Annotated in this window: 20 protein-coding genes; 19 read left to right on the plus strand and 1 reads right to left on the minus strand. The window is 64.9% G+C overall.

All coding sequences use genetic code 11. The features are described 5' to 3' along the window. Positions 1-153 precede the first annotated feature (153 nt). From iscR to HU751_RS19865, 19 genes are all read left to right on the plus strand, one after another. On the plus strand, positions 154-645 hold the full coding sequence (iscR, locus tag HU751_RS19775; protein ID WP_050704358.1) for a Fe-S cluster assembly transcriptional regulator IscR: 492 nt from the start codon (positions 154-156) through the stop codon (positions 643-645). 44 nt (positions 646-689) lie between these two features. Beyond that, complete coding sequence (locus HU751_RS19780; protein ID WP_046854251.1) at positions 690-1,904, plus strand: IscS subfamily cysteine desulfurase; 1,215 nt, start codon at positions 690-692, stop codon at positions 1,902-1,904. Positions 1,905-1,950: 46 nt separating this feature from the next. Further along, on the plus strand, positions 1,951-2,337 hold the full coding sequence (gene iscU / locus HU751_RS19785) for a Fe-S cluster assembly scaffold IscU (RefSeq protein ID WP_011532337.1): 387 nt from the start codon (positions 1,951-1,953) through the stop codon (positions 2,335-2,337). A gap of 28 nt (positions 2,338-2,365) precedes the next feature. Beyond that, positions 2,366-2,689, plus strand: coding sequence for an iron-sulfur cluster assembly protein IscA (gene iscA / locus HU751_RS19790; protein ID WP_023630636.1), 324 nt, complete (start codon positions 2,366-2,368; stop codon positions 2,687-2,689). Positions 2,690-2,697: 8 nt separating this feature from the next. Further along, positions 2,698-3,219 (plus strand): co-chaperone HscB, encoded by a 522-nt coding sequence (gene hscB, locus HU751_RS19795; protein ID WP_186733520.1) that lies wholly within the window; start codon positions 2,698-2,700, stop codon positions 3,217-3,219. 43 nt (positions 3,220-3,262) lie between these two features. After that, positions 3,263-5,125: a Fe-S protein assembly chaperone HscA gene (gene hscA / locus HU751_RS19800; protein WP_186733521.1), complete on the plus strand. Its 1,863-nt coding sequence runs from the start codon at positions 3,263-3,265 to the stop codon at positions 5,123-5,125. Positions 5,126-5,128: 3 nt separating this feature from the next. Beyond that, the gene (gene fdx / locus HU751_RS19805; protein ID WP_028689592.1) at positions 5,129-5,470 is read left to right on the plus strand and encodes an ISC system 2Fe-2S type ferredoxin; all 342 of its coding nucleotides are present in this window, start codon (positions 5,129-5,131) and stop codon (positions 5,468-5,470) included. 10 nt (positions 5,471-5,480) lie between these two features. Beyond that, positions 5,481-5,681, plus strand: coding sequence for a Fe-S cluster assembly protein IscX (gene iscX, locus HU751_RS19810; RefSeq protein WP_028689593.1), 201 nt, complete (start codon positions 5,481-5,483; stop codon positions 5,679-5,681). Positions 5,682-5,770: 89 nt separating this feature from the next. Further along, a complete protein-coding gene (gene ndk, locus HU751_RS19815; RefSeq protein ID WP_011532343.1) occupies positions 5,771-6,196 on the plus strand; it encodes a nucleoside-diphosphate kinase in 426 nt (141 codons plus the stop codon). 28 nt (positions 6,197-6,224) lie between these two features. Further along, the gene (gene rlmN / locus HU751_RS19820; protein ID WP_028689594.1) at positions 6,225-7,367 is read left to right on the plus strand and encodes a dual-specificity RNA methyltransferase RlmN; all 1,143 of its coding nucleotides are present in this window, start codon (positions 6,225-6,227) and stop codon (positions 7,365-7,367) included. A 14-nt stretch (positions 7,368-7,381) separates the two neighbouring features. After that, on the plus strand, positions 7,382-8,143 hold the full coding sequence (pilW, locus tag HU751_RS19825) for a type IV pilus biogenesis/stability protein PilW (RefSeq protein ID WP_186733522.1): 762 nt from the start codon (positions 7,382-7,384) through the stop codon (positions 8,141-8,143). Then, on the plus strand, positions 8,140-9,195 hold the full coding sequence (locus tag HU751_RS19830; protein WP_186733523.1) for a RodZ domain-containing protein: 1,056 nt from the start codon (positions 8,140-8,142) through the stop codon (positions 9,193-9,195). Before pilW ends, HU751_RS19830 begins: the two co-directional genes overlap by 4 nt. A gap of 3 nt (positions 9,196-9,198) precedes the next feature. After that, positions 9,199-10,308 (plus strand): flavodoxin-dependent (E)-4-hydroxy-3-methylbut-2-enyl-diphosphate synthase, encoded by a 1,110-nt coding sequence (ispG, locus tag HU751_RS19835; protein ID WP_011532347.1) that lies wholly within the window; start codon positions 9,199-9,201, stop codon positions 10,306-10,308. A 24-nt stretch (positions 10,309-10,332) separates the two neighbouring features. Further along, on the plus strand, positions 10,333-11,619 hold the full coding sequence (gene hisS, locus HU751_RS19840; protein ID WP_186712888.1) for a histidine--tRNA ligase: 1,287 nt from the start codon (positions 10,333-10,335) through the stop codon (positions 11,617-11,619). Between the two features lie 38 nt (positions 11,620-11,657). Then, on the plus strand, positions 11,658-12,299 hold the full coding sequence (locus HU751_RS19845) for a tetratricopeptide repeat protein (RefSeq protein ID WP_186733524.1): 642 nt from the start codon (positions 11,658-11,660) through the stop codon (positions 12,297-12,299). Next, positions 12,274-13,443 (plus strand): outer membrane protein assembly factor BamB, encoded by a 1,170-nt coding sequence (gene bamB, locus HU751_RS19850; protein ID WP_189656930.1) that lies wholly within the window; start codon positions 12,274-12,276, stop codon positions 13,441-13,443. Before HU751_RS19845 ends, bamB begins: the two co-directional genes overlap by 26 nt. A gap of 117 nt (positions 13,444-13,560) precedes the next feature. Next, positions 13,561-15,024, plus strand: coding sequence for a ribosome biogenesis GTPase Der (gene der, locus HU751_RS19855; RefSeq protein ID WP_023630727.1), 1,464 nt, complete (start codon positions 13,561-13,563; stop codon positions 15,022-15,024). A 257-nt stretch (positions 15,025-15,281) separates the two neighbouring features. Then, positions 15,282-16,430, plus strand: a complete 1,149-nt coding sequence (locus HU751_RS19860) for a pyridoxal phosphate-dependent aminotransferase (protein ID WP_186733525.1) — start codon at positions 15,282-15,284, stop codon at positions 16,428-16,430. Continuing rightward, the gene (locus tag HU751_RS19865) at positions 16,418-17,209 is read left to right on the plus strand and encodes an amidohydrolase (RefSeq protein WP_050704052.1); all 792 of its coding nucleotides are present in this window, start codon (positions 16,418-16,420) and stop codon (positions 17,207-17,209) included. The genes HU751_RS19860 and HU751_RS19865 overlap by 13 nt, the downstream gene beginning before the upstream one ends. Before the next feature lie 86 nt (positions 17,210-17,295). Here HU751_RS19865 and HU751_RS19870 read toward each other — a convergent pair whose 3' ends face one another. Beyond that, a complete protein-coding gene (locus tag HU751_RS19870; RefSeq protein ID WP_186733526.1) occupies positions 17,296-19,851 on the minus strand; it encodes a PepSY domain-containing protein in 2,556 nt (851 codons plus the stop codon). Between the last annotated feature and the right edge of the window lie 68 nt (positions 19,852-19,919).

A 19,919-nucleotide genomic window follows, 5' to 3' on the forward strand; every position in this document is an offset into this window, starting at 1 on the left:
ACAAGGGGCGTGTGCTTGCGCCCCTTGTCTGCTACACTCGCGCCCGCCTCCCGCATGCATACCCGACTAAAGCACTAGGTCTAATAGTTGACTTAAATGCTCGGGAATCGCATACTCGCACACATCCTGTAACTCCCGTGGTACCCATACGCCATGCGACTGACTACCAAAGGCCGATACGCCGTGACCGCCATGCTCGACCTGGCGTTGCACGCGCAGCATGGGCCGGTGTCTTTGGCCGACATTTCCGAGCGCCAGGGCATTTCCCTCTCTTATCTGGAACAGCTGTTCGCCAAGCTGCGCCGCAGCAGCCTGGTATCCAGCGTTCGCGGTCCGGGCGGCGGCTACCAGCTGTCGCGGGGCATGGAAACCATCCAGGTGGCCCAGGTCATCGACGCGGTCAACGAATCGGTCGATGCCACCCGTTGCCAGGGCCTGGGGGACTGCCACGCCGGTGATACCTGCCTGACTCACCACCTGTGGTGCGACCTGAGCCAGCAGATCCATGAATTCCTCAGTGGCATCAGCCTGGCCGACCTCGTCATGCGCCGCGAGGTGCAGGAAGTCGCCCAGCGCCAGGACCTGCGCCGTGTCGCAGGCCGAGTTGCCCAGCTGGACAAGATTGAGACGTCCGCCGTCGACTGAAACCGCAGCGACGAGCGACGCCACCGCCTGATAGGAGATACTCAATGAAGTTGCCGATCTACCTCGATTACTCCGCGACCACGCCGGTCGATCCCCGTGTCGCCCAGAAGATGGCCGAGTGCCTGCTGGTCGACGGGAACTTCGGCAACCCGGCCTCGCGCTCCCACGTGTTCGGCTGGAAGGCCGAGGAAGCAGTCGAGAACGGCCGCCGCCAGGTCGCCGAACTGATCAACGCCGACCCGCGCGAGATCGTCTGGACCAGCGGTGCCACCGAGTCCGACAACCTCGCCCTGAAGGGCGTGGCGCACTTCTATCAGACCAAGGGCAAGCACATCATCACCTCCAAGATCGAGCACAAGGCGGTCCTGGACACCGCTCGCCAGCTCGAGCGTGAAGGTTTCGAAGTCACCTACCTCGAGCCCGGCGAAGACGGCATCGTCACCCCGGCCATGGTCGAGGCGGTGCTGCGCGACGACACCATCCTGGTCTCGCTGATGCACGTGAACAACGAAGTCGGCTCGATCAACGACATCGCCGCCATCGGTGAACTGACCCGCTCGCGCGGCGTCTTGTTCCACGTCGATGCCGCCCAGTCGGCCGGCCGCGTCGAGATCGACCTGCAGAAGCTCAAGGTCGACCTGATGTCGTTCTCCGCGCACAAGGTCTACGGCCCGAAAGGTATCGGCGCGCTGTACGTCAGCCGCAAGCCGCGGGTACGCCTGGAAGCCATCATTCACGGTGGTGGCCACGAGCGCGGCATGCGTTCGGGCACCCTGCCGACCCACCAGATCGTCGGCATGGGCGAAGCCTTCGCCATCGCCAAGCAGGAAATGGCCGCTGAAAACGTGCGCATCAAGGCCCTGAGCGACCGCTTCTTCAAGCAGGTCTCGGACCTCGAAGAGCTGTACGTCAACGGCAGCCAGACCCAGCGCGTGCCGCACAACCTGAACCTGAGCTTCAACTACGTCGAGGGCGAGTCGCTGCTGATGTCGCTGAAGGACATCGCCGTTTCGTCCGGTTCGGCCTGCACCTCCGCTTCGCTCGAGCCGTCCTACGTCCTGCGCGCCCTGGGCCGCAACGACGAACTGGCGCACAGCTCGATCCGCTTCTCCTTCGGCCGCTTCACCACCGAAGAAGAAGTCGACTACGCCGCGCAGAAAGTCTGCGAAGCCGTGAACAAGCTGCGTGAATTGTCGCCGCTGTGGGACATGTACAAAGACGGCGTCGACATCTCCAAGATCGAGTGGGCCGCCCACTAAGCAGTCGCCGGCAAGAGCGGCTCCCTGATGAGGAAGGAATTGCACCATGGCATACAGTGAAAAGGTCATCGACCACTACGAAAACCCGCGCAACGTCGGCAAGATGAACGCCGACGATCCGGATGTCGGCACCGGCATGGTCGGCGCCCCGGCTTGCGGCGACGTGATGCGCCTGCAGATCAAGGTCAACGAGCAGGGCGTCATCGAAGACGCCAAGTTCAAGACCTACGGCTGCGGTTCGGCCATCGCCTCCAGCTCCCTCGCCACCGAGTGGATGAAGGGCAAGACCCTGGACGAGGCCGAGACCATCAAGAACACCCAGCTGGCTGAAGAGCTGGCACTGCCGCCGGTCAAGATCCACTGCTCCGTGCTCGCCGAAGATGCCATCAAGGCCGCTGTTCGCGATTACAAGCAGAAGAAAGGCTTGATCTAAGTCGACTGTCGCGAGGTAAGGAGTTCCGATGGCTATCAGCATGACAGAAGCCGCCGCCAACCACATTCGCCGTTCCCTCGACGGGCGCGGCAAGGGTGAGGGCATTCGCCTGGGCGTGCGCACCACCGGCTGCTCGGGCCTGGCCTACGTGCTGGAGTTCGTCGACGAGCTCGCCGCCGAAGACCAGGTGTTCGAGAACCATGGCGTGAAGGTCATCATCGACCCGAAAAGCCTGGTCTACCTCGATGGCACCGAGCTGGACTTCGTCAAGGAAGGGTTGAACGAAGGCTTCAAGTTCAACAACCCCAACGTGCGCGGTGAGTGTGGCTGCGGCGAAAGCTTCAACGTCTGAGGCTGGCCGTGGGTACTCCCTGTCATTTCGCCCTGTTTGAGCTGCAACCCGGTTTTCGCCTGGACCTCGACAAACTGGCCGTTCGCTACCGCGAGCTGGCCCGCGAGGTCCATCCGGACCGTTTCGCCGACGCTTCCGAGCGCGAGCAGCGCGTAGCCCTGGAAAAGTCGGCGGCCCTCAACGACGCCTACCAGACCTTGCGCAGCGCGCCGCGCCGGGCCCGCTACCTGCTGGCCATCGGCGGCCACGAGGTGCCCCAGGAAGTCACGGTGCACGACCCGGACTTCCTGCTGCAGCAGATGCAGTGGCGCGAAGAGCTCGAAGACCTGCAGGACGAAGCCGACCTCGACGGTGTCGCCGTGTTCAAGAAGCGCCTCAAGGTCGCCCAGGACACGCTGAACGAGGATTTCGCCGCCTGCTGGGATGTTGCTGCGCAGCGTGAGCAGGCCGAGCGCCTGATGCGCCGCATGCAGTTCCTCGACAAGCTCGCCCAAGAAGTGCGCCAACTCGAAGAGCGCCTCGACGATTAACCCCGGCGTTGCCCGTGATGACGCCTAAGGTACTCAGATAAGCATGGCCCTACTGCAGATCGCCGAACCCGGTCAGAGCCCCCAGCCGCACCAGCGCCGCCTGGCGGTGGGCATCGACCTGGGCACCACCAATTCTCTCGTCGCCGCCGTGCGCAGCGGGCGCAGCGAACCGCTGCCCGATGCCCGGGGCAGTGTCATCCTGCCTTCCGCCGTGCGTTATCTCGACAACGCTGTCGAAGTCGGCCTGGCCGCGCGCGAGGCTGCCCCCAGCGACCCGCTCAACAGCATCCTGTCGGTCAAGCGCCTGATGGGGCGTGGCCTGGCGGACGTCAAGCAGCTGGGCGAGCAACTGCCGTACCGCTTTGTCGGCGGTGAATCGCACATGCCGTTCATCGACACGGTCCAGGGCCCGAAAAGCCCGGTGGAAGTGTCGGCCGATATTCTCAAGGTGCTGCGTCAGCGTGCCGAGGAAACCCTCGGTGGCGAGCTGGTTGGCGCGGTGATCACCGTCCCGGCCTATTTCGACGACGCCCAGCGCCAGGCGACCAAGGACGCCGCCAAGCTGGCCGGCCTCAATGTCCTGCGCTTGCTCAACGAGCCGACCGCGGCAGCCGTGGCCTATGGCCTGGACCAGGATGCCGAAGGCGTCGTGGCGATTTTCGACCTGGGCGGCGGCACCTTCGATATCTCCATCCTGCGCCTGACCGCCGGTGTCTTCGAAGTGCTGGCCACCGGTGGCGACACCGCCCTGGGTGGCGATGACTTCGACCATGCGATCGCTGGCTGGATCATCGAGCAGGCCGGCTTGTCCGCCGACCTCGATCCGGCCACCCAGCGCCTGCTGCTGCAGACCGCTTGCGCGGCCAAGGAAGCCTTGACCGATAGTGAAGCGGTCAGCGTCCAGCATGGTGCCTGGCAGGGCGAGCTGACCCGTGCCGCCTTCGAAGCCATGATCGAACCGATGATCGCCCGCAGTCTCAAGGCCTGCCGCCGCGCTGTGCGCGACAGCGGCGTCGAGCTGGAAGAGGTCGGCGCGGTGGTCATGGTCGGTGGTTCGACCCGCGTGCCGCGTGTGCGCGAGGCGGTCGGCGCGCTGTTCGGCCGTACCCCGCTGACCTCGATCGACCCGGACCAGGTGGTGGCCATCGGTGCCGCCATCCAGGCCGACACCCTCGCCGGCAACCGCCGCGAAGGCGGTGAGCTGCTGCTGCTCGACGTCATCCCGCTGTCCCTGGGTCTTGAGACCATGGGCGGGCTGATGGAGAAGGTGATTCCGCGCAACACCACCATTCCGGTGGCTCGCGCCCAGGAATTCACCACGTATAAGGATGGCCAGTCGGCCATGATGATCCACGTGCTGCAGGGCGAGCGCGAGCTGATCAGCGACTGCCGTTCCCTGGCGCGCTTCGAACTGCGCGGCATCCCGGCCATGGTCGCGGGCGCGGCGAAGATCCGCGTGACCTTCCAGGTCGACGCCGACGGCCTGCTCAGTGTCGCGGCCCGCGAACTGGGTTCGGGCGTGGAATCGAGCATCCAGGTCAAGCCGTCCTACGGCCTGACCGACGGCGAGATCGCCCGCATGCTCAAGGACTCCTTCGAGCACGCTGGCTCCGACAAGCATGCGCGCCAGCTGCGCGAGCACCAGGTCGACGCCGAGCGCCTGCTCGAGGCGGTGCAGGGCGCCCTGGGCGCCGATGGCGAGCGCCTGCTCAGCAGTGACGAGCGCGATGCGATCGAATTCCAGATGCAAGAACTACGTGATTTGCTGACCGGCACCGATGGCGCCGCCATCGAGCAACAGACCAAGCGTCTGTCGCAGGTGACCGATGCATTTGCCGCCCGTCGCCTTGATTCGACGGTCAAAGCCGCACTGGCCGGGCGCAACCTGAATGAGATCGAGGAGTAACCGATGCCGCTGGTGACATTCCTGCCGCATGAGAAGTTCTGCCCCGAGGGCTTGACCGTGGAAGTGCCGACCGGGACCAACATCCTGGAACTGGCCCACGACCATCACATCGAGATGGAAAGCGCCTGCGGCGGCGTCAAGGCCTGCACCACCTGCCATTGCATCATCCGCAAGGGCTTCGACTCCCTTGAAGAAGCGGACGAGCTCGAAGAGGACATGCTGGACAAGGCCTGGGGCCTGGAGGCGCAGTCGCGCCTGGGTTGCCAGGTGGTCGTCGGTGATGAGGACCTCACCATCGAGATCCCCAAGTATTCGCTCAACCACGCCGCCGAAGCGCCGCACTGAGGGCCTGTACATGAGTCTGAAATGGGTTGATGTACTTGAGATCGCCATCCAGCTTGCGGAAAGCAAGCCCGAGGTCGATCCTCATTACGTGAATTTCGTCGATCTGCGCGCTTGGGTCATGGCCCTGCCGGACTTCGATGACGATCCGTCGCGTTGCGGCGAGAAGGTTCTCGAGGCCATCCAGGCGGCCTGGATCGAAGAAGCCGACTGAGCGCACGCCGCAGGTTAGGCAATCCCCTGGAACCCGCGTATAATTCGCGGGTTTAATTTTTCGCAACACTCAATATTCTGGAGTTTTCCATGGCTGTTCAACGTACTTTCTCGATCATCAAGCCTGACGCCGTCGCTAAAAACGTCATCGGCAAGATCACCACTCGCTTCGAAGAAGCCGGCCTGAAAATCGTCGCCTCGAAAATCAAGCAACTGTCCAAGGCCGAAGCCGAAGGCTTCTACGCCGAGCACAGCGCTCGTGGTTTCTTCGGTGACCTGGTTGCCTTCATGACTTCGGGCCCTGTCGTTGTTCAGGTTCTGGAAGGCGAAAACGCCATCGCTCTGAACCGTGAGCTGATGGGCGCCACCAACCCTAAAGAAGCTGCTCCAGGCACCATCCGCGCCGACTTCGCCGAGTCGATCGACGCCAACGCCGTTCACGGTTCGGACTCCGAAGCCGCCGCTGCTCGCGAAATCGCTTACTTCTTCGCTGCTACCGAGGTAACCACTCGCTAAGCGAAAGCTTACGGGTGAGGGTGAATCCATGACGACATCGACTGACAAGATCAACCTGCTGGGGCTTACCCTGGCGGAAATGGAACAGTTCTTCGACTCAATCGGGGAGAAGCGCTTCCGTGCCGGTCAGGTGATGAAATGGATTCACCATTTTGGCGTCGATGATTTCGCCGCCATGACCAATGTCGGCAAGGTCTTGCGCGAAAAGCTCGAGGCCGTTGCCGAGATTCGGGGCCCGGAAGTGGTCAGTGAAGACATTTCCGCCGACGGCACCCGCAAGTGGGTGGTCCGCGTTGCCTCTGGCAGCTGCGTCGAGACCGTCTACATCCCCACCGACGATCGCGGCACCCTGTGCGTGTCGTCGCAAGCCGGCTGTGCCCTGGACTGCAGCTTCTGCTCCACCGGCAAGCAAGGCTTCAACAGCAACCTCACCGCCGCCGAAGTGATCGGCCAGGTGTGGCTTGCCAACAAATCCTTCGGGACCGTTCCGGCCAAGATCGACCGCGCCATCACCAACGTGGTCATGATGGGCATGGGCGAACCCCTGCTGAATTTTGACAATGTCATCGCCGCCATGAAGATCATGATGGAAGATCTAGGCTATGGCATTTCCAAGCGTCGCGTCACCCTGTCCACCTCGGGCGTGGTGCCGATGATCGACGAGCTGGCCAAGCACATCGACGTGTCGCTGGCCCTGTCGCTGCACGCGCCGAACGACGAACTGCGCAACAAGCTGGTGCCGATCAACAAGAAGTACCCGCTGAAGATGCTGCTGGAGTCGTGCATGGGCTACATGTCCACCCTCGGCGGCAAGCGCGTGCTCACCATCGAGTACACCCTGCTCAAGGACGTCAACGACCAGCCCGAGCATGCCGCGCAGATGATCGAGCTGCTGCGTGATGTGCCGTGCAAGATCAACCTGATCCCGTTCAACCCGTTCCCGCACTCGGGCTACGAGCGACCGAGCAACAATGCCATTCGTCGCTTCCAGGACCTGCTGCACCACGGCGGCTTCAACGTGACCACGCGCACCACCCGCGGTGACGACATCGATGCCGCCTGCGGTCAGCTGGTGGGTCAGGTCAACGACCGTACCCGCCGCAGCGAGCGCTACATCGCCGTGCGCCAGCTGGCTGCCGACGAGCCGCAAGACAGCGCCGCGCGCCCCTGACGAGCACCTGCCCCATGAGCCTGCGCGCCGCGCTGTCGATCCTGACGCTTTCGCTGCTGGCCGGCTGCGTGTCCGGCGGCGCGGGCGACCCCCTGGCCAGCCGCCAGGGGCGTGAGGCGGCGGGGCAGGCCTACGTGCAGTTGGGGCTGGGGTATTTGCAACAAGGTTTGACCGAGCGCGCCAAGGCGCCGCTGGGCAAGGCCTTGGCCCTGGACGCCCGTGACGGCGAGGCTCATGCGGCACTGGCCCTGGTGTTCCAGGCCGAGGATGAGCCCGCACTGGCCGGCGAGCACTTCGCCAAGGCCTTGGCCATCCGCCCGGATGACACACGAATCCGCAACAATTACGGCAGTTTCCTATATGCTCAGGGCCGTTTCGACGAAGCCCGGGCGATGTTCCTCCAGGCTGCCGCCGATACCCTGTATCCTGAGCGTTCCCGCGTGTACGAGAACCTGGGGCTCACCGCCCGGAAGCAGGGGCAGGGTGATCAGGCGCGTGCCTACCTGGAAAAAGCCCTTCGGCTCAATCAGCGGCAACCGAAGGCATTGCTCGAAATGGCTGAGTTGTCCTACGAAAACAGGCATTATGTGCCGGCCCAGGATTACTACGATCGATTCAGCCAGCTGAGCGACCAGGATGCCCGTAGCCTGTTGCTGGGCCATCGCCTGGCACTCGCCCTCGACGAACAGGGCACCGCGACCCGTTTGGGCCAGCAAATACAACGACTTTATCCCGGTACGCCGGAATATCAGCAATACCTGTCGGAGCAACGATGAAAGCCGCGCACACTGAAGTAGCAGCAGCGACTCGCCAGAACCCCGGTGATGTCTTGCGCCAGGCCCGCGAAAAACGCGAATGGAGCCAGGCCGAGGTCGCTCGCAAGCTCAACCTCACGGTATCTTCGCTGAACAACCTGGAAAACGGCGCCTTCGACAAGCTGCCCGGGCACACCTTCGCCCGTGGCTACATCCGTGCCTACGCCAAGCTGATGGACATGGACCAGGCGCCCCTGGTCGAGGCCTTCGACCAGATCACCGGCACCCACGCCCAGGGCAGCGAAGTGCACGCCCTCGGCCGTATCGAAGAGCCGGTGCGCCTTTCGCACAATATCCTGCGAGTGGTCAGCCTGTTGCTGCTGGTCGCGGTGGTCGGCGGTGGCTTCTTCTGGTGGCAGGACCAGAGCAGCCTGCGCGGCAAGGACCTGGCCAAGATCGCCCTGGAGCACGTCGAGGTCGAGAGCGCCGACGGCACCACGCAGATTCATCCGCTGGACGAGCCGGAAGACCAGGCCGTAAGCGAAGGCCAGCAGGCTGAGGGCCAGGTCCTGCCACTGGAGCCGAACGCTACCGAGCAGGCGCCGGTCGCCGAGACCCAGGCGCCAGTCGCGGCCGTGGCACCCGCCGCGCCAGCCACCAGCACCGCGCCGGCAGCGGCCGCCGTCGCACCTGTGGCACCGGCTGCCGCGCCAACCGCTCCTGCCGTGGTTACGCCCAGCGTGCCTGTTGCCGCAGCGCCAGTCGCACCGGTCGCGTCGACCGCGCCAGTCGCAGCGCCTGCGCCCGCTGACGCCGCACCGGCCCCGGCCGGCAGCGCCAAGGTCCATATCCAATTCACCGCCGATTGCTGGACCCAGGTCACCGACGGCAACGGCAAGGTGCTGTTCAGCGCCATCAAGCGCAAGGGCGACAGCCTGGAACTGACCGGCAAGCCACCGTTCGCGGTGCGCCTGGGCTTCGCCCGCGGCGCCCAGGTGAGCTACAACGGCCAGGCGGTCGATGTCGCCCCGTTCACCAGTGGCGAAACCGCTCGCCTGAAGTTGGGACAGTAAGTCATGCACGGCGAATCTCCGATCAAACGTCGCGAATCCCGCAAAATCTGGGTCGGCAATGTGCCGGTGGGTGGTGATGCGCCCATCGCGGTGCAGAGCATGACCAACACCGACACCAACGATGTCGCCGCCACCGTGGCGCAGATCCAGCGCCTGGTCGATGCCGGCGTGGACATCGTGCGGGTCTCGGTGCCGGACATGGACGCCGCCGAGGCGTTCGGCAAGATCAAGAAGCTGGTCAGCGTGCCGCTGGTCGCCGACATCCATTTCGACTACAAGATCGCCCTGCGCGTGGCTGAGCTGGGCGTCGACTGCCTGCGCATCAACCCGGGCAACATCGGTCGTGAAGACCGTGTGCGCGCCGTGGTCGACGCGGCCCGCGACCGTGGCATCCCGATCCGCATCGGCGTCAACGCCGGTTCCCTGGAAAAGGACCTGCAGAAGAAGTACGGCGAGCCCACCCCGGCGGCGCTGGTCGAGTCGGCGCTGCGCCATGTCGAGCACCTCGACCGCCTGGACTTCCAGGACTTCAAGGTCAGCGTCAAGGCCTCCGACGTGTTCATGGCCGTCGAGGCCTACCGTCTGCTGGCCAAGCAGATCATTCAGCCGCTGCACCTGGGGATCACCGAAGCCGGCGGCCTGCGTTCGGGGACGGTGAAATCCGCCGTCGGCCTAGGTATGCTGCTGGCCGAAGGCATCGGTGACACCATCCGCATCTCCCTGGCCGCCGATCCGGTCGAGGAAGTGAAGGTCGGCTACGACATCCTCAAGTCGCTGCACCTGCGTTCCCGTGGCATCAACTTCATCGCCTGCCCGAGCTGCTCGCGGCAGAACTTCGATGTGGTCAAGACCATGAACGAACTGGAAGGGCGCCTGGAAGACCTGCTGGTACCGCTGGACGTGGCGGTAATCGGTTGCGTGGTCAACGGCCCGGGCGAGGCCAAGGAATCGCACGTGGGCCTGACCGGCGGCACGCCGAACCTGGTCTACATCGATGGCAAGCCATCGCAGAAACTGAACAACGACAACCTGGTCGACGAGCTGGAAAAGCTCATCCGCCAGAAAGCGGCCGAGAAGGCCGAGGCCGACGCGGCGCTGATCGCCCGCGGCTGAGACACAGATTCGTAAGGACTACTCGTGAGCAAATCGCTGCAAGCCATCCGTGGCATGAACGACATCCTGCCCGACCAGTCGCCGCTGTGGCGCTATTTCGAGGGCACCGTGGCCGGCTTGCTGGACAGCTACGGCTACAGCCAGATCCGCACGCCGATCGTCGAGTTCACCGAGCTGTTCAAGCGCTCGATCGGTGAAGTCACCGATATCGTCGAGAAGGAAATGTACACCTTCCAGGACAACAAGGACTCGCTTACCTTGCGCCCGGAAGGCACCGCCGCCTGCGTGCGTGCAGTGCTCGAACACGGCATCATCGGCAATGGCCAGGTGCAGAAGCTCTGGTACGTGGGCCCGATGTTCCGTCACGAGCGCCCGCAATTGGGACGCTACCGTCAGTTCCACCAGATCGGTGTCGAGGTGTTCAACCTGGCCGGCCCCGATATCGACGCCGAACTGATCATGCTCACCTGGCGCCTCTGGGCGTTGCTGGGTATTCAGGACGCGGTGACCCTGGAGCTCAACAGCCTGGGTACCAGCGAAGCCCGCGCGCGCTATCGTGATGCACTGGTGGAATTCCTGTCCCAGCGCATTGATCAGCTGGACGAAGACAGCCAGCGTCGCCTGAAGAGCAATCCGCTGCGCATCCTCGACAGCAAGAACGAAGGCACCCAGGCCGCCTTGGTAGGCGCGCCAAAGCTCGAAGAGTACCTGGACGAAGAGTCCCGCGTGCACTTCGATGGCGTGAAGGCCCGTCTTGACGCTGCCGGCATCCCGTTCGTGATCAACACCAAGCTGGTGCGCGGCCTGGATTACTACAGCAAGACCGTATTCGAGTGGGTCACCGACAAGCTCGGCGCCCAGGGCACGGTCTGCGCTGGCGGGCGCTACGATGGCCTGGTCGAGCAGATGGGTGGCAAGCCGACCGCCGGCGTTGGCTTTGCCATGGGGATCGAGCGTCTGCTGCTGCTGATCGAAACCCTGGGCCAGGTGCCTGAGTCGATCAGCCGTACCATCGACGTTTACCTGTGCGCCTTTGGCGAGCAAGCGGAGCTGGCTGGCCTGAAGATCAGCGAGCAACTGCGCGATCGTCTGCCGAACCTGCGCCTGGCAGTCAATGCCGGTGGCGGCAACTTCAAGAACCAGTTCAAGAAGGCCGACAAGAGCGGCGCGCTGTTCGCGCTGATTCTGGGCGACGACGAGCTCGAGAAGCAGCAGATCGGCCTGAAGCCCCTGCGTGGCCAGGGCGAACAACAGAACATTGCCTGGGATGCGCTTGCCGCGCACCTGGAAACCGCGATCGCCCAGGCGTGACGCGGTCTGACAACGAATAGGCGAATAGGAGTATTGGGGTGTCGAGTACCGATGATGAGAGCCTGGCAGCAGCCAAGGACTGGTGGAATCGCAACGGCAAGCCGCTGCTGACCGGCGCCCTGCTGGCTGGCGTGGTGGTGTTGGGCTGGCAGACCTGGCACAAGTACAAGGCCAACCAGTCCCAGGGCGCCTCGGTGCTGTACCAGGCGCTGCTGGAAACCTCGTTGACGCCTGACGGCAAGCCCGACGCGAGCAAGGTCGCCGAGCTGTCCGGCAAGCTCAAGAGCGAGTTCGGCGGCACCGCCTACGCCCAGTACGGCAGCCTGTTCGTGGCCAAGGTCGCGGTCGAGAGCGGCAAACTGGACGATGCGGCCAGCGAGCTGAAGAGCGTGCTGGACAAGCCGGCCGACGCCACCCTCGGCGAGATCTCGCGCCAGCGCCTGGCCCGCGTGCTCGCGGCCCAGGACAAGGCCGAGGACGCGCTCAAGCTGCTCGACGGCGACACCGACAAGGCTTTCCTGGCCAGCCGCGAAGAGCTCAAGGGCGACCTGCTGGTACAGCTGGGCCGCGCCGACGACGCGCACAGCGCCTACGAAAAAGCCAAGGCCGCGCTGTCCGACGACGCCGCGATCGGTGGCCTGCAACTGAAGCTGGATGACCTGGCCAAAGGGGACGCCTGAAGTGAAGGGTTGGAAACAAGCAGCAGTGCTCACCCTCGCCGTGCTGGCGGCGGGTTGCAGCAGCAACAGCAAGAAGGAACTGCCCCCGGCCGAGCTGACCAAGTTCACCGAGGAAGTGGTGCTGAAGAAGCAGTGGAGCCGTTCGATCGGTGACGGCCAGGGCGAGACCTACAACACCCTGGTGCCGGCCATCGAGAACGACCGCATCTACGCCTCCGACGTCAACGGCGAGGTCTTCGCGCTGAACCGCATCACCGGCGACGTGGTGTGGAAGAAGGACCTCGAGCTGCCGGTATCCGGCGCCGTGGGCGTGGGCTACGGCCTGGTCATGCTGGGTACCCTCAAGGGCGAGGTCATTGCCCTGGATTCCAGCACCGGCGAGGAGCGCTGGCGCTCACGCGTCAGTAGCGAAGTGCTGGCGCCGCCGGCCAACAACGGCGACGTGGTGGTGGTGCAGACCCAGGACGACCGTCTGGTCGGCTTCGACGCCGCCACCGGCGACCGTCGCTGGATCTACGAGAACAGCCCGGCCGTACTGACCCTGCGTGGCACCGGCGCGCCGGTGGTGACCAACCGCCTGGCCGTGGCCGGCCTGTCCACCGGCAAGGTGGTGGCGGTCGATATCAGCAACGGCGTGCCGGTGTGGGAGAGCCGCGTGGCGATTCCGCAGGGCCGTTCCGAGCTGGACCGGGTGGTGGACATCGACGGCGGCCTGCTGCTGTCCGGTGGCACCCTGTACGTCGGCACCTACCAGGGCCGCGTCGCCGGCCTGGAGCTGGAAAGTGGCCGCGTGCTGTGGCAGCGCGATGCCTCCAGCTACGTGGGTGTCGCCCAGGGCTTCGGCAACGTCTACGTGAGCGAAGCGTCGGGTACCGTGCAGAGCGTCGACGAGCGTTCTTCCAGCTCGCTGTGGAGCAACGACTCGATGGCCCGCCGTCAGCTGTCGGCGCCGGAAGTGTTCTCCAGCTATGTGGCGGTGGGCGACTTCGAGGGTTACCTGCACCTGCTCAGCCAGGTCGATGGCCGCTTCGTCGGCCGTGAGCGTATCGACAGCGATGGCCTGCGCGCCCGACCCCTGGTGGTCGGCGACACCATCTACGTCTTCGGCAACAGCGGCAAGCTCGAGGCACTGACCATCCGCTGAAGCTATGCTTGAGCTCGCTCGCGGGCTCAGGCCGCGGCGCATGACGCGCCGCCCGAACTCCGGCCGCTGCCTTGCAGCGGCCTTTGCATTTTCAAGAATTCAAGAGTGGAGAGCCGCATGGTTCCCGTAATCGCCCTGGTGGGCCGGCCGAACGTCGGTAAATCCACCATGTTCAACCGCCTGACCAAGACCCGCGACGCCATCGTCGGCGACCTGTCGGGCCTGACCCGTGACCGCCAGTACGGCGATGCCAGCTGGCAGGGTCGTTCCTACATCCTGATCGACACCGGCGGTATCACCGGTGACGAAGTGGGCATGGACGAGAAGATGGCCGAGCAGTCGCTGATGGCCATCGAGGAAGCCGACTACGTGCTGTTCCTGGTCGATGCCCGTGCCGGCATGACCGCCGCCGACCAGATGATCGCCGATCACCTGCGCAAGCGGAACAAGGAAGCGATCCTGGTCGCCAACAAGATCGACAACATCGATCCCGATATCGCCCGCGCCGAGTTCTCGCCGCTGGGCATGGGCAACGCCATCCCGGTGGCGGGCTCCCAGGGCCGCGGTATCAACGCCCTGATGGAATCGCTGCTCGGCCATATTCCCCGTGATCCCGAGGAAGAAGCCCTCGACGAAGATGTCGCCGAAGGCGAGGAAGCCACGCGCATCCCCGGCCCGAGCGAGAAAGACGGCATCAAGATCGCCATCATCGGCCGCCCCAACGTGGGCAAGTCGACCCTGGTCAACCGCATGCTCGGCGAAGAGCGCGTGGTGGTGTACGACCAGCCAGGTACCACCCGCGACAGTATCTACATTCCGTTCGAGCGTGATGGCGAGAAGTACACCTTCATCGACACCGCTGGCGTGCGCAAGCGCGGCAAGATCCACGAGGAAGTCGAAAAGTTCTCGGTGGTGAAGACCCTGCAGGCGATCAAGGACGCCAACGTGGTGATCTTCGTCATGGACGCCCGCGAAGGCGTGGTCGACCACGACCTCAACCTGCTGGGCTTCGCCCTGGACGCCGGCCGCGCCGTGGTCATCGCCCTGAACAAGTGGGATGGTATGGAGCCGGGCGAGCGCGACTACGTGAAGACCGAGCTGGAACGCCGGCTGTTCTTCGTCGACTTCGCCGACATCCACTTCATCTCGGCGCTGCACGGCACCGGCGTGGGCCACTTGTACAAGTCGGTGCAGGCCGCGTTCAAGTCGGCGGTCACCCGCTGGCCGACCAGCCGCCTGACGCAGATCCTCGAAGACGCCATCAGCGTGCACCAGCCGCCGCTGGTCAACGGTCGCCGCATCAAGCTGCGCTATGCCCACCTCGGTGGCGCCAACCCGCCGCTGATCGTGATCCACGGCAACCAGACCGACAAGATCCCCAACTCCTACTCGCGCTACCTGGAGAACACCTACCGCCGGGTGCTCAAGCTGGTCGGCACGCCGATCCGCATCGAGTACAAGGGCGGTGACAACCCGTTCGAGGGCAAGAAAAACACCCTCACCGATCGCCAGGTCAACAAGAAGCGCCGCCTGATGTCGCACCACAAGAAGGCCGAGAAGAAGCGCCGCGACAAGCGTTAGTAACAACGCTTGCAGAACCCTCGTTGGGAGGGGCCTCGTGGGAGCGGGCTTGCCCCGCGATGAGATTGTTCAGGTCAATTGACTGCCTGATCTGACCTCATCGCGGGGCAAGCCCGCTCCCACGCTTCATTCTGCTGTTGGGTTGCAACGGTTGACCCACCGCAATCCCCCTATTGTTTCAACCTTTTTCCTGACTGCTTGATCCGCTATGCTCGGACCCAACCCCGTGCCGGACAAACCCCAGGAAAGAGGGCTCCATGATCCGCAGCAAACTGCCGAACGTCGGCACGACCATCTTCACCACCATGTCGCAACTGGCCATGCAGACCGGTGCGCTCAACCTCTCCCAGGGCTTCCCTGATTTCAACGGTCCCCAGGCCTTGCTCGATGCCGTCGGTCGCCATGTGGCCGCCGGGCACAACCAGTATTCGCCCATGACCGGCCTGCCGGCACTGCGCCAGCAGGTGGCGGCGAAAATCGCCCGGTTGTACGGCGCGAATGTCGATGCCGACCAGGAGGTGACCATCACCCCGGGTGCCACCGAGGCGATCTTCTGCGCCATCCAGGCGGTCATCCATGCCGGCGACGAGGTGATCGTCTTCGACCCCAGCTACGATAGCTACGAGCCCTCCGTGGAACTGGCCGGCGGGCGCTGCGTGCATGTGCCGCTGGCCGACGGCAGTTTCAGCATCGACTGGCAGCGTTTCAGCGATGCCCTGAGCCCGCGCACGCGCATGGTCATCCTCAACTCGCCGCACAACCCCAGCGGTGCGCTGATCAGCCGTGACGACCTGGACCAGTTGGCCAGGCTGATCGGCGACCGCGATATCTACCTGGTCAGCGACGAGGTCTACGAACACCTGATCTACGACGGCGTGCGCCATGCCAGCGTGCTGGCCCACCCGCAGCTCTATTCGCGGGCGTTCGTGGTCAGCTCGTTCGGCAAGACCTACCACGTCACCGGCTGGAAGACCGGCTATGTGGTCGCCCCGCCGGCATTGAGCGCGGAACTGCGCAAGGTGCACCAGTACGTCAATTTCTGTGGCGTGACGCCGTTGCAGTGCGCGCTGGCCGACTTCATGGCCGAGCACCCTGAGCATATCGACGAGCTGCCGGCCTTCTACCAGGCCAAGCGGGACCTGTTCTGCGACCTGCTGCAGGCCTCGCGTTTCACCTTCACCCGCACGCCGGGCACCTATTTCCAACTGGTGGACTATTCGCAGATTCGGCCCGACCTGAACGATGTCGACATGGCCCTGTGGCTGACCCGTGAGCATGGCGTGGCCAGCATCCCGGTGTCGGTGTTCTACCAGCAACCCATCCCCGAGCAACGCCTGGTGCGCCTGTGCTTTGCCAAACGCGAGGAGACGCTGCGCCAGGCAGCGGAGAAACTATGCGCGATCTGAGCCAACTGCCGAACCTGAAAATCGCCCTGGTGCAGACCACCCTGGCCTGGCACGACCGCGAGGCCAACTACGCGCACTTCGAGGAGCTGATCGGCCAGGCCGGCGAGGTGGACCTGGTGGTCCTGCCGGAAATGTTCACCACCGGCTTCTCGATGGAGTCCGAAAGCCTGGCGGAGCCTGAGAACGGCCCGACCTACAAGTGGCTCAAGGCCCAGGCGAAGAAAGCCAACGCGGTGATCACCGGCAGCGTGATCATCCAGGCCGCCGACGGCAGCCACCGCAACCGCCTGCTGTGGGCGCGGCCCGACGGTGAGATCCTGCACTACGACAAGCGCCACCTGTTCCGCATGGCTGGAGAGCACAAGCACTACACCCCGGGCGAGCGCCAGGTGCAGTTCGAGCTCAAGGGTTGGCGGATCCGCCCGCTGATCTGCTACGACCTGCGCTTCCCGGTGTGGAGCCGCGATGCCCAGGACACCGACCTGCTGCTGTACACTGCCAACTGGCCTGCGGCGCGGCGCCTGCACTGGAACCGCCTGCTGCCGGCGCGGGGCATCGAGAACCTGTGCTTCGTCGCGGCGGTTAACCGGGTGGGCACCGATGGCAAGGGCTTCGCCTATTCCGGCGACAGCCAGGTGCTGGACTTCCAGGGCGAGAGCCTGCTGAGCGCGGGCGAGGCCGACGGCGTGTTCACCGTGGTGCTGCGGGCGGCGGAATTGGCGGCGTACCGGGCGCGGTTCCCGGCGAACCTGGATGCCGATACCTTCGATCTGCATTGAGGGCCAATCGCGGGGCAAGTCGCATCGGCGCACCGCCGCTCCCACGATTCTGTGGGAGCGGGCTTGCCCCGCGATGCTTTCAGGCTTCAGTACACATCTCGCCGATACCGGCCGTCCTCGATCAACTGCTGCACGACAGCCTCGCCCAGCATCCCCTGCAACGCTGCGTCCACCCCGGCCGCCATACCTTGCAGGCTGCCGCAGACATACACGCAAGCGCCATCCTCGACCCAGCGCTTGAACTCGGCGGCCTGCTGCAACAGCACGTCCTGCACATAGATCTTTTCCGCCTGGTCCCGCGAAAACGCCAGGTCCAGCCGTTGCAGGTCGCCGCTTTCCACCCAGCCCTGCAGCTCCTCGCCGCAAAGCAGGTCGTGTGCCCGGTTGCGTTCACCGAACAGTAGCCAGTTGCGTTGTTCGCCCTCGGCAATACGGGCCTTGAGCAGGCTGCGCAGACCGGCCAGGCCGGTGCCATTGCCGATCATTACCAAGGGCGCCGACTCGGCGGGCAAATGGAAACCGCTATTGCGACGCAGGCGTGCGCTGACGCTGCCTTCCAGCGGCAGGTATTCGGTCAGCCAGCCGGAGCCCAGGCCCAGGTTGCCATCGGCGTGGCGCTCCTGGCGCACGATCAGCTCCAGCACGCCATCGCTGGCGATGGAAGCAATCGAGTATTCACGGGCAGTCAGCGGGATCAGGGCATCGACCAGTGCCTGGGCATGCAGGCCGATCAGGTGTTCGCGGCTGACCGGCAACTGGCGGCTGGCCAGGCCCTGCGCCAAGGTTTCCTGCAGGCCATCGAGCTGCACCGAGCTGCGTGGATCGAGGCCCAGGCCGGCCAGGAAGGCATCGACGCGGGGCTGGCCGTTGCGCGGCAGGATCTCGATCAGGTCACCGGCTTCCCAGGTTGCGGGCGCTTCTGCCTGCAGGCCCAGCAGGTACACCGGCGCCCCCTGGCTGCCGGGGTTGAGCTGTTCGCGGCGCGACAGGCGCCAGTTGCCGAAGCTTGGCGGCTGCCAGGCGGCAACCGGGCGGGCGCCGGTCAGTTGCGTCAGTTCCTGTTGCCACAACTGCAGGGCGACGGGGTCGGCGTTGTCCACCTCCACCGGGCTGAAGGCGCAGCTGGCGCCACGTTCGCCGAGCCAGGCCTGGAGCCGGCGGGCGAAGCCGCAGAAGTGCGGGTACTGGCGGTCGCCCAAGGCCAGCAGGGCGTAGTCCAGGTGCTCCAGCGGCCAGGCTTGGCCCAGAACCTTGCGCTCGAAGCCACGGGCGCTGTCCGGGGCCTCGCCGTCGCCGAAGGTGCTGACCACGAACAGCGCGCGGTTGGCCTGGCGCAATTCGGTCTCGCCCAGTTCGGCCAGCGGGCGTACCTGCACCGGCAAGCCGGCGGCTTGCAGTTGGCCGGCGCTCTGCCAGGCCAGCTGTTCGGCGAAGCCGCTCTGGCTGGCGAAACCGATCAGCCAGCGGTCGCCGTCATTCGACTGCGGGGCCACCGCGCCACGTGTGGCGCGGACCTGGCGCTTCTTGCGCCGACGGTCGAGGTACAGCAGCCAGCCGGTGACGAAGAACAGCGGCATGGTCAGGCTGGCGAGGGTGACGATGATCCGCCCCGGCAGGCCGAAGTAGCTGCCCACGTGCAGGGCGTAGACGCTCTGCAGCAACTGGGCCTTGAACGACTTGTCGGTATAGCGCTCGTGACGCTTGACCTGGCCGCTGGCCGGGTCGAGGGTGAGGGTGTTGAGGGCGCGCTCGTGGTCGGCGCCCTGCAGCAGGTAGAACAGGGTCGCCGGTTGCCCGCCGGCCGGTGGCAGGCGCAGGTTGTAGGTGGACAGGCCGGGGCCTGCGGCGGCCTTGAGGTTGGTCCAGATGGCATCGTAATCGACAACAAGAGGCGGGGCGTTCTTGTCCACCTTGGGCGGGCCATGGCGACCGCCGCGGCCTTCGCCACGCTTCTGCTCGCCGGCTGCGGGCTGGTCGGCCAGCAGCCGGTTCAGGCCTTCGCGGTACCACTCGTAGGACCAGAACAGCCCGGTCAGGGCGAACAGCAGGTAGAACAGCAGGCACCAGGTGCCGAACACCGCGTGCAGGTCCCAGTTGAAGGCACGGCCTTTCTTCGCCCAGTCCAACGTCAGCCAGGTCCGCCAGTTCAGAGCCTTGCGCGGCCAGCGCAGGTACAGCCCGGACAGGCAGAAGAATATAAGCATCAGGGTGCAGGCGCCGGTGATCTGCCGGCCTGTGTCGCCCATGGCCAGGAACCGGTGCAGGTTGAGCATGAGGTTGAAGAAGCCCAGGCCGGCGACGTCACCCTTGAGCTCGCCGGTGTACGGGTCGGCATAGCGTAGCGCGCCACGGCGCTCGCCGGGGGCGGGGGTGAAGAAGATTCGCGCGGCGTTGCCCTCGCGGGTGTCGACCCAGAGCATGGAGACCTTGTCGCCTTGCGCGGCCTCGACCCGGCGGACCAGCTCGGCCGGTGGCAGCACACCTTCCTGGCGTACCTCGACCTTGAGTACCTCGGCGTTGAATGCGCGCAGCAGTTCTTCCTGGAACGACCAGATCGCGCCGGTCACGCCCATCAGCGCCAGCACCAGGCCGGCGGTGATGCCAAAGAACCAGTGCAATTGGAACAGCGTCTTCTTCACCACATCGATCACCTTGTATTGCCGCCAGGAACTGCGCGGCGTGCATTATGCCTTGATACGCAAAAGCCCCG

The sequence above is a fragment of the Pseudomonas peradeniyensis genome (genome assembly GCF_014268935.2).
In the GTDB taxonomy this organism is placed as follows: domain Bacteria; phylum Pseudomonadota; class Gammaproteobacteria; order Pseudomonadales; family Pseudomonadaceae; genus Aquipseudomonas; species Aquipseudomonas peradeniyensis.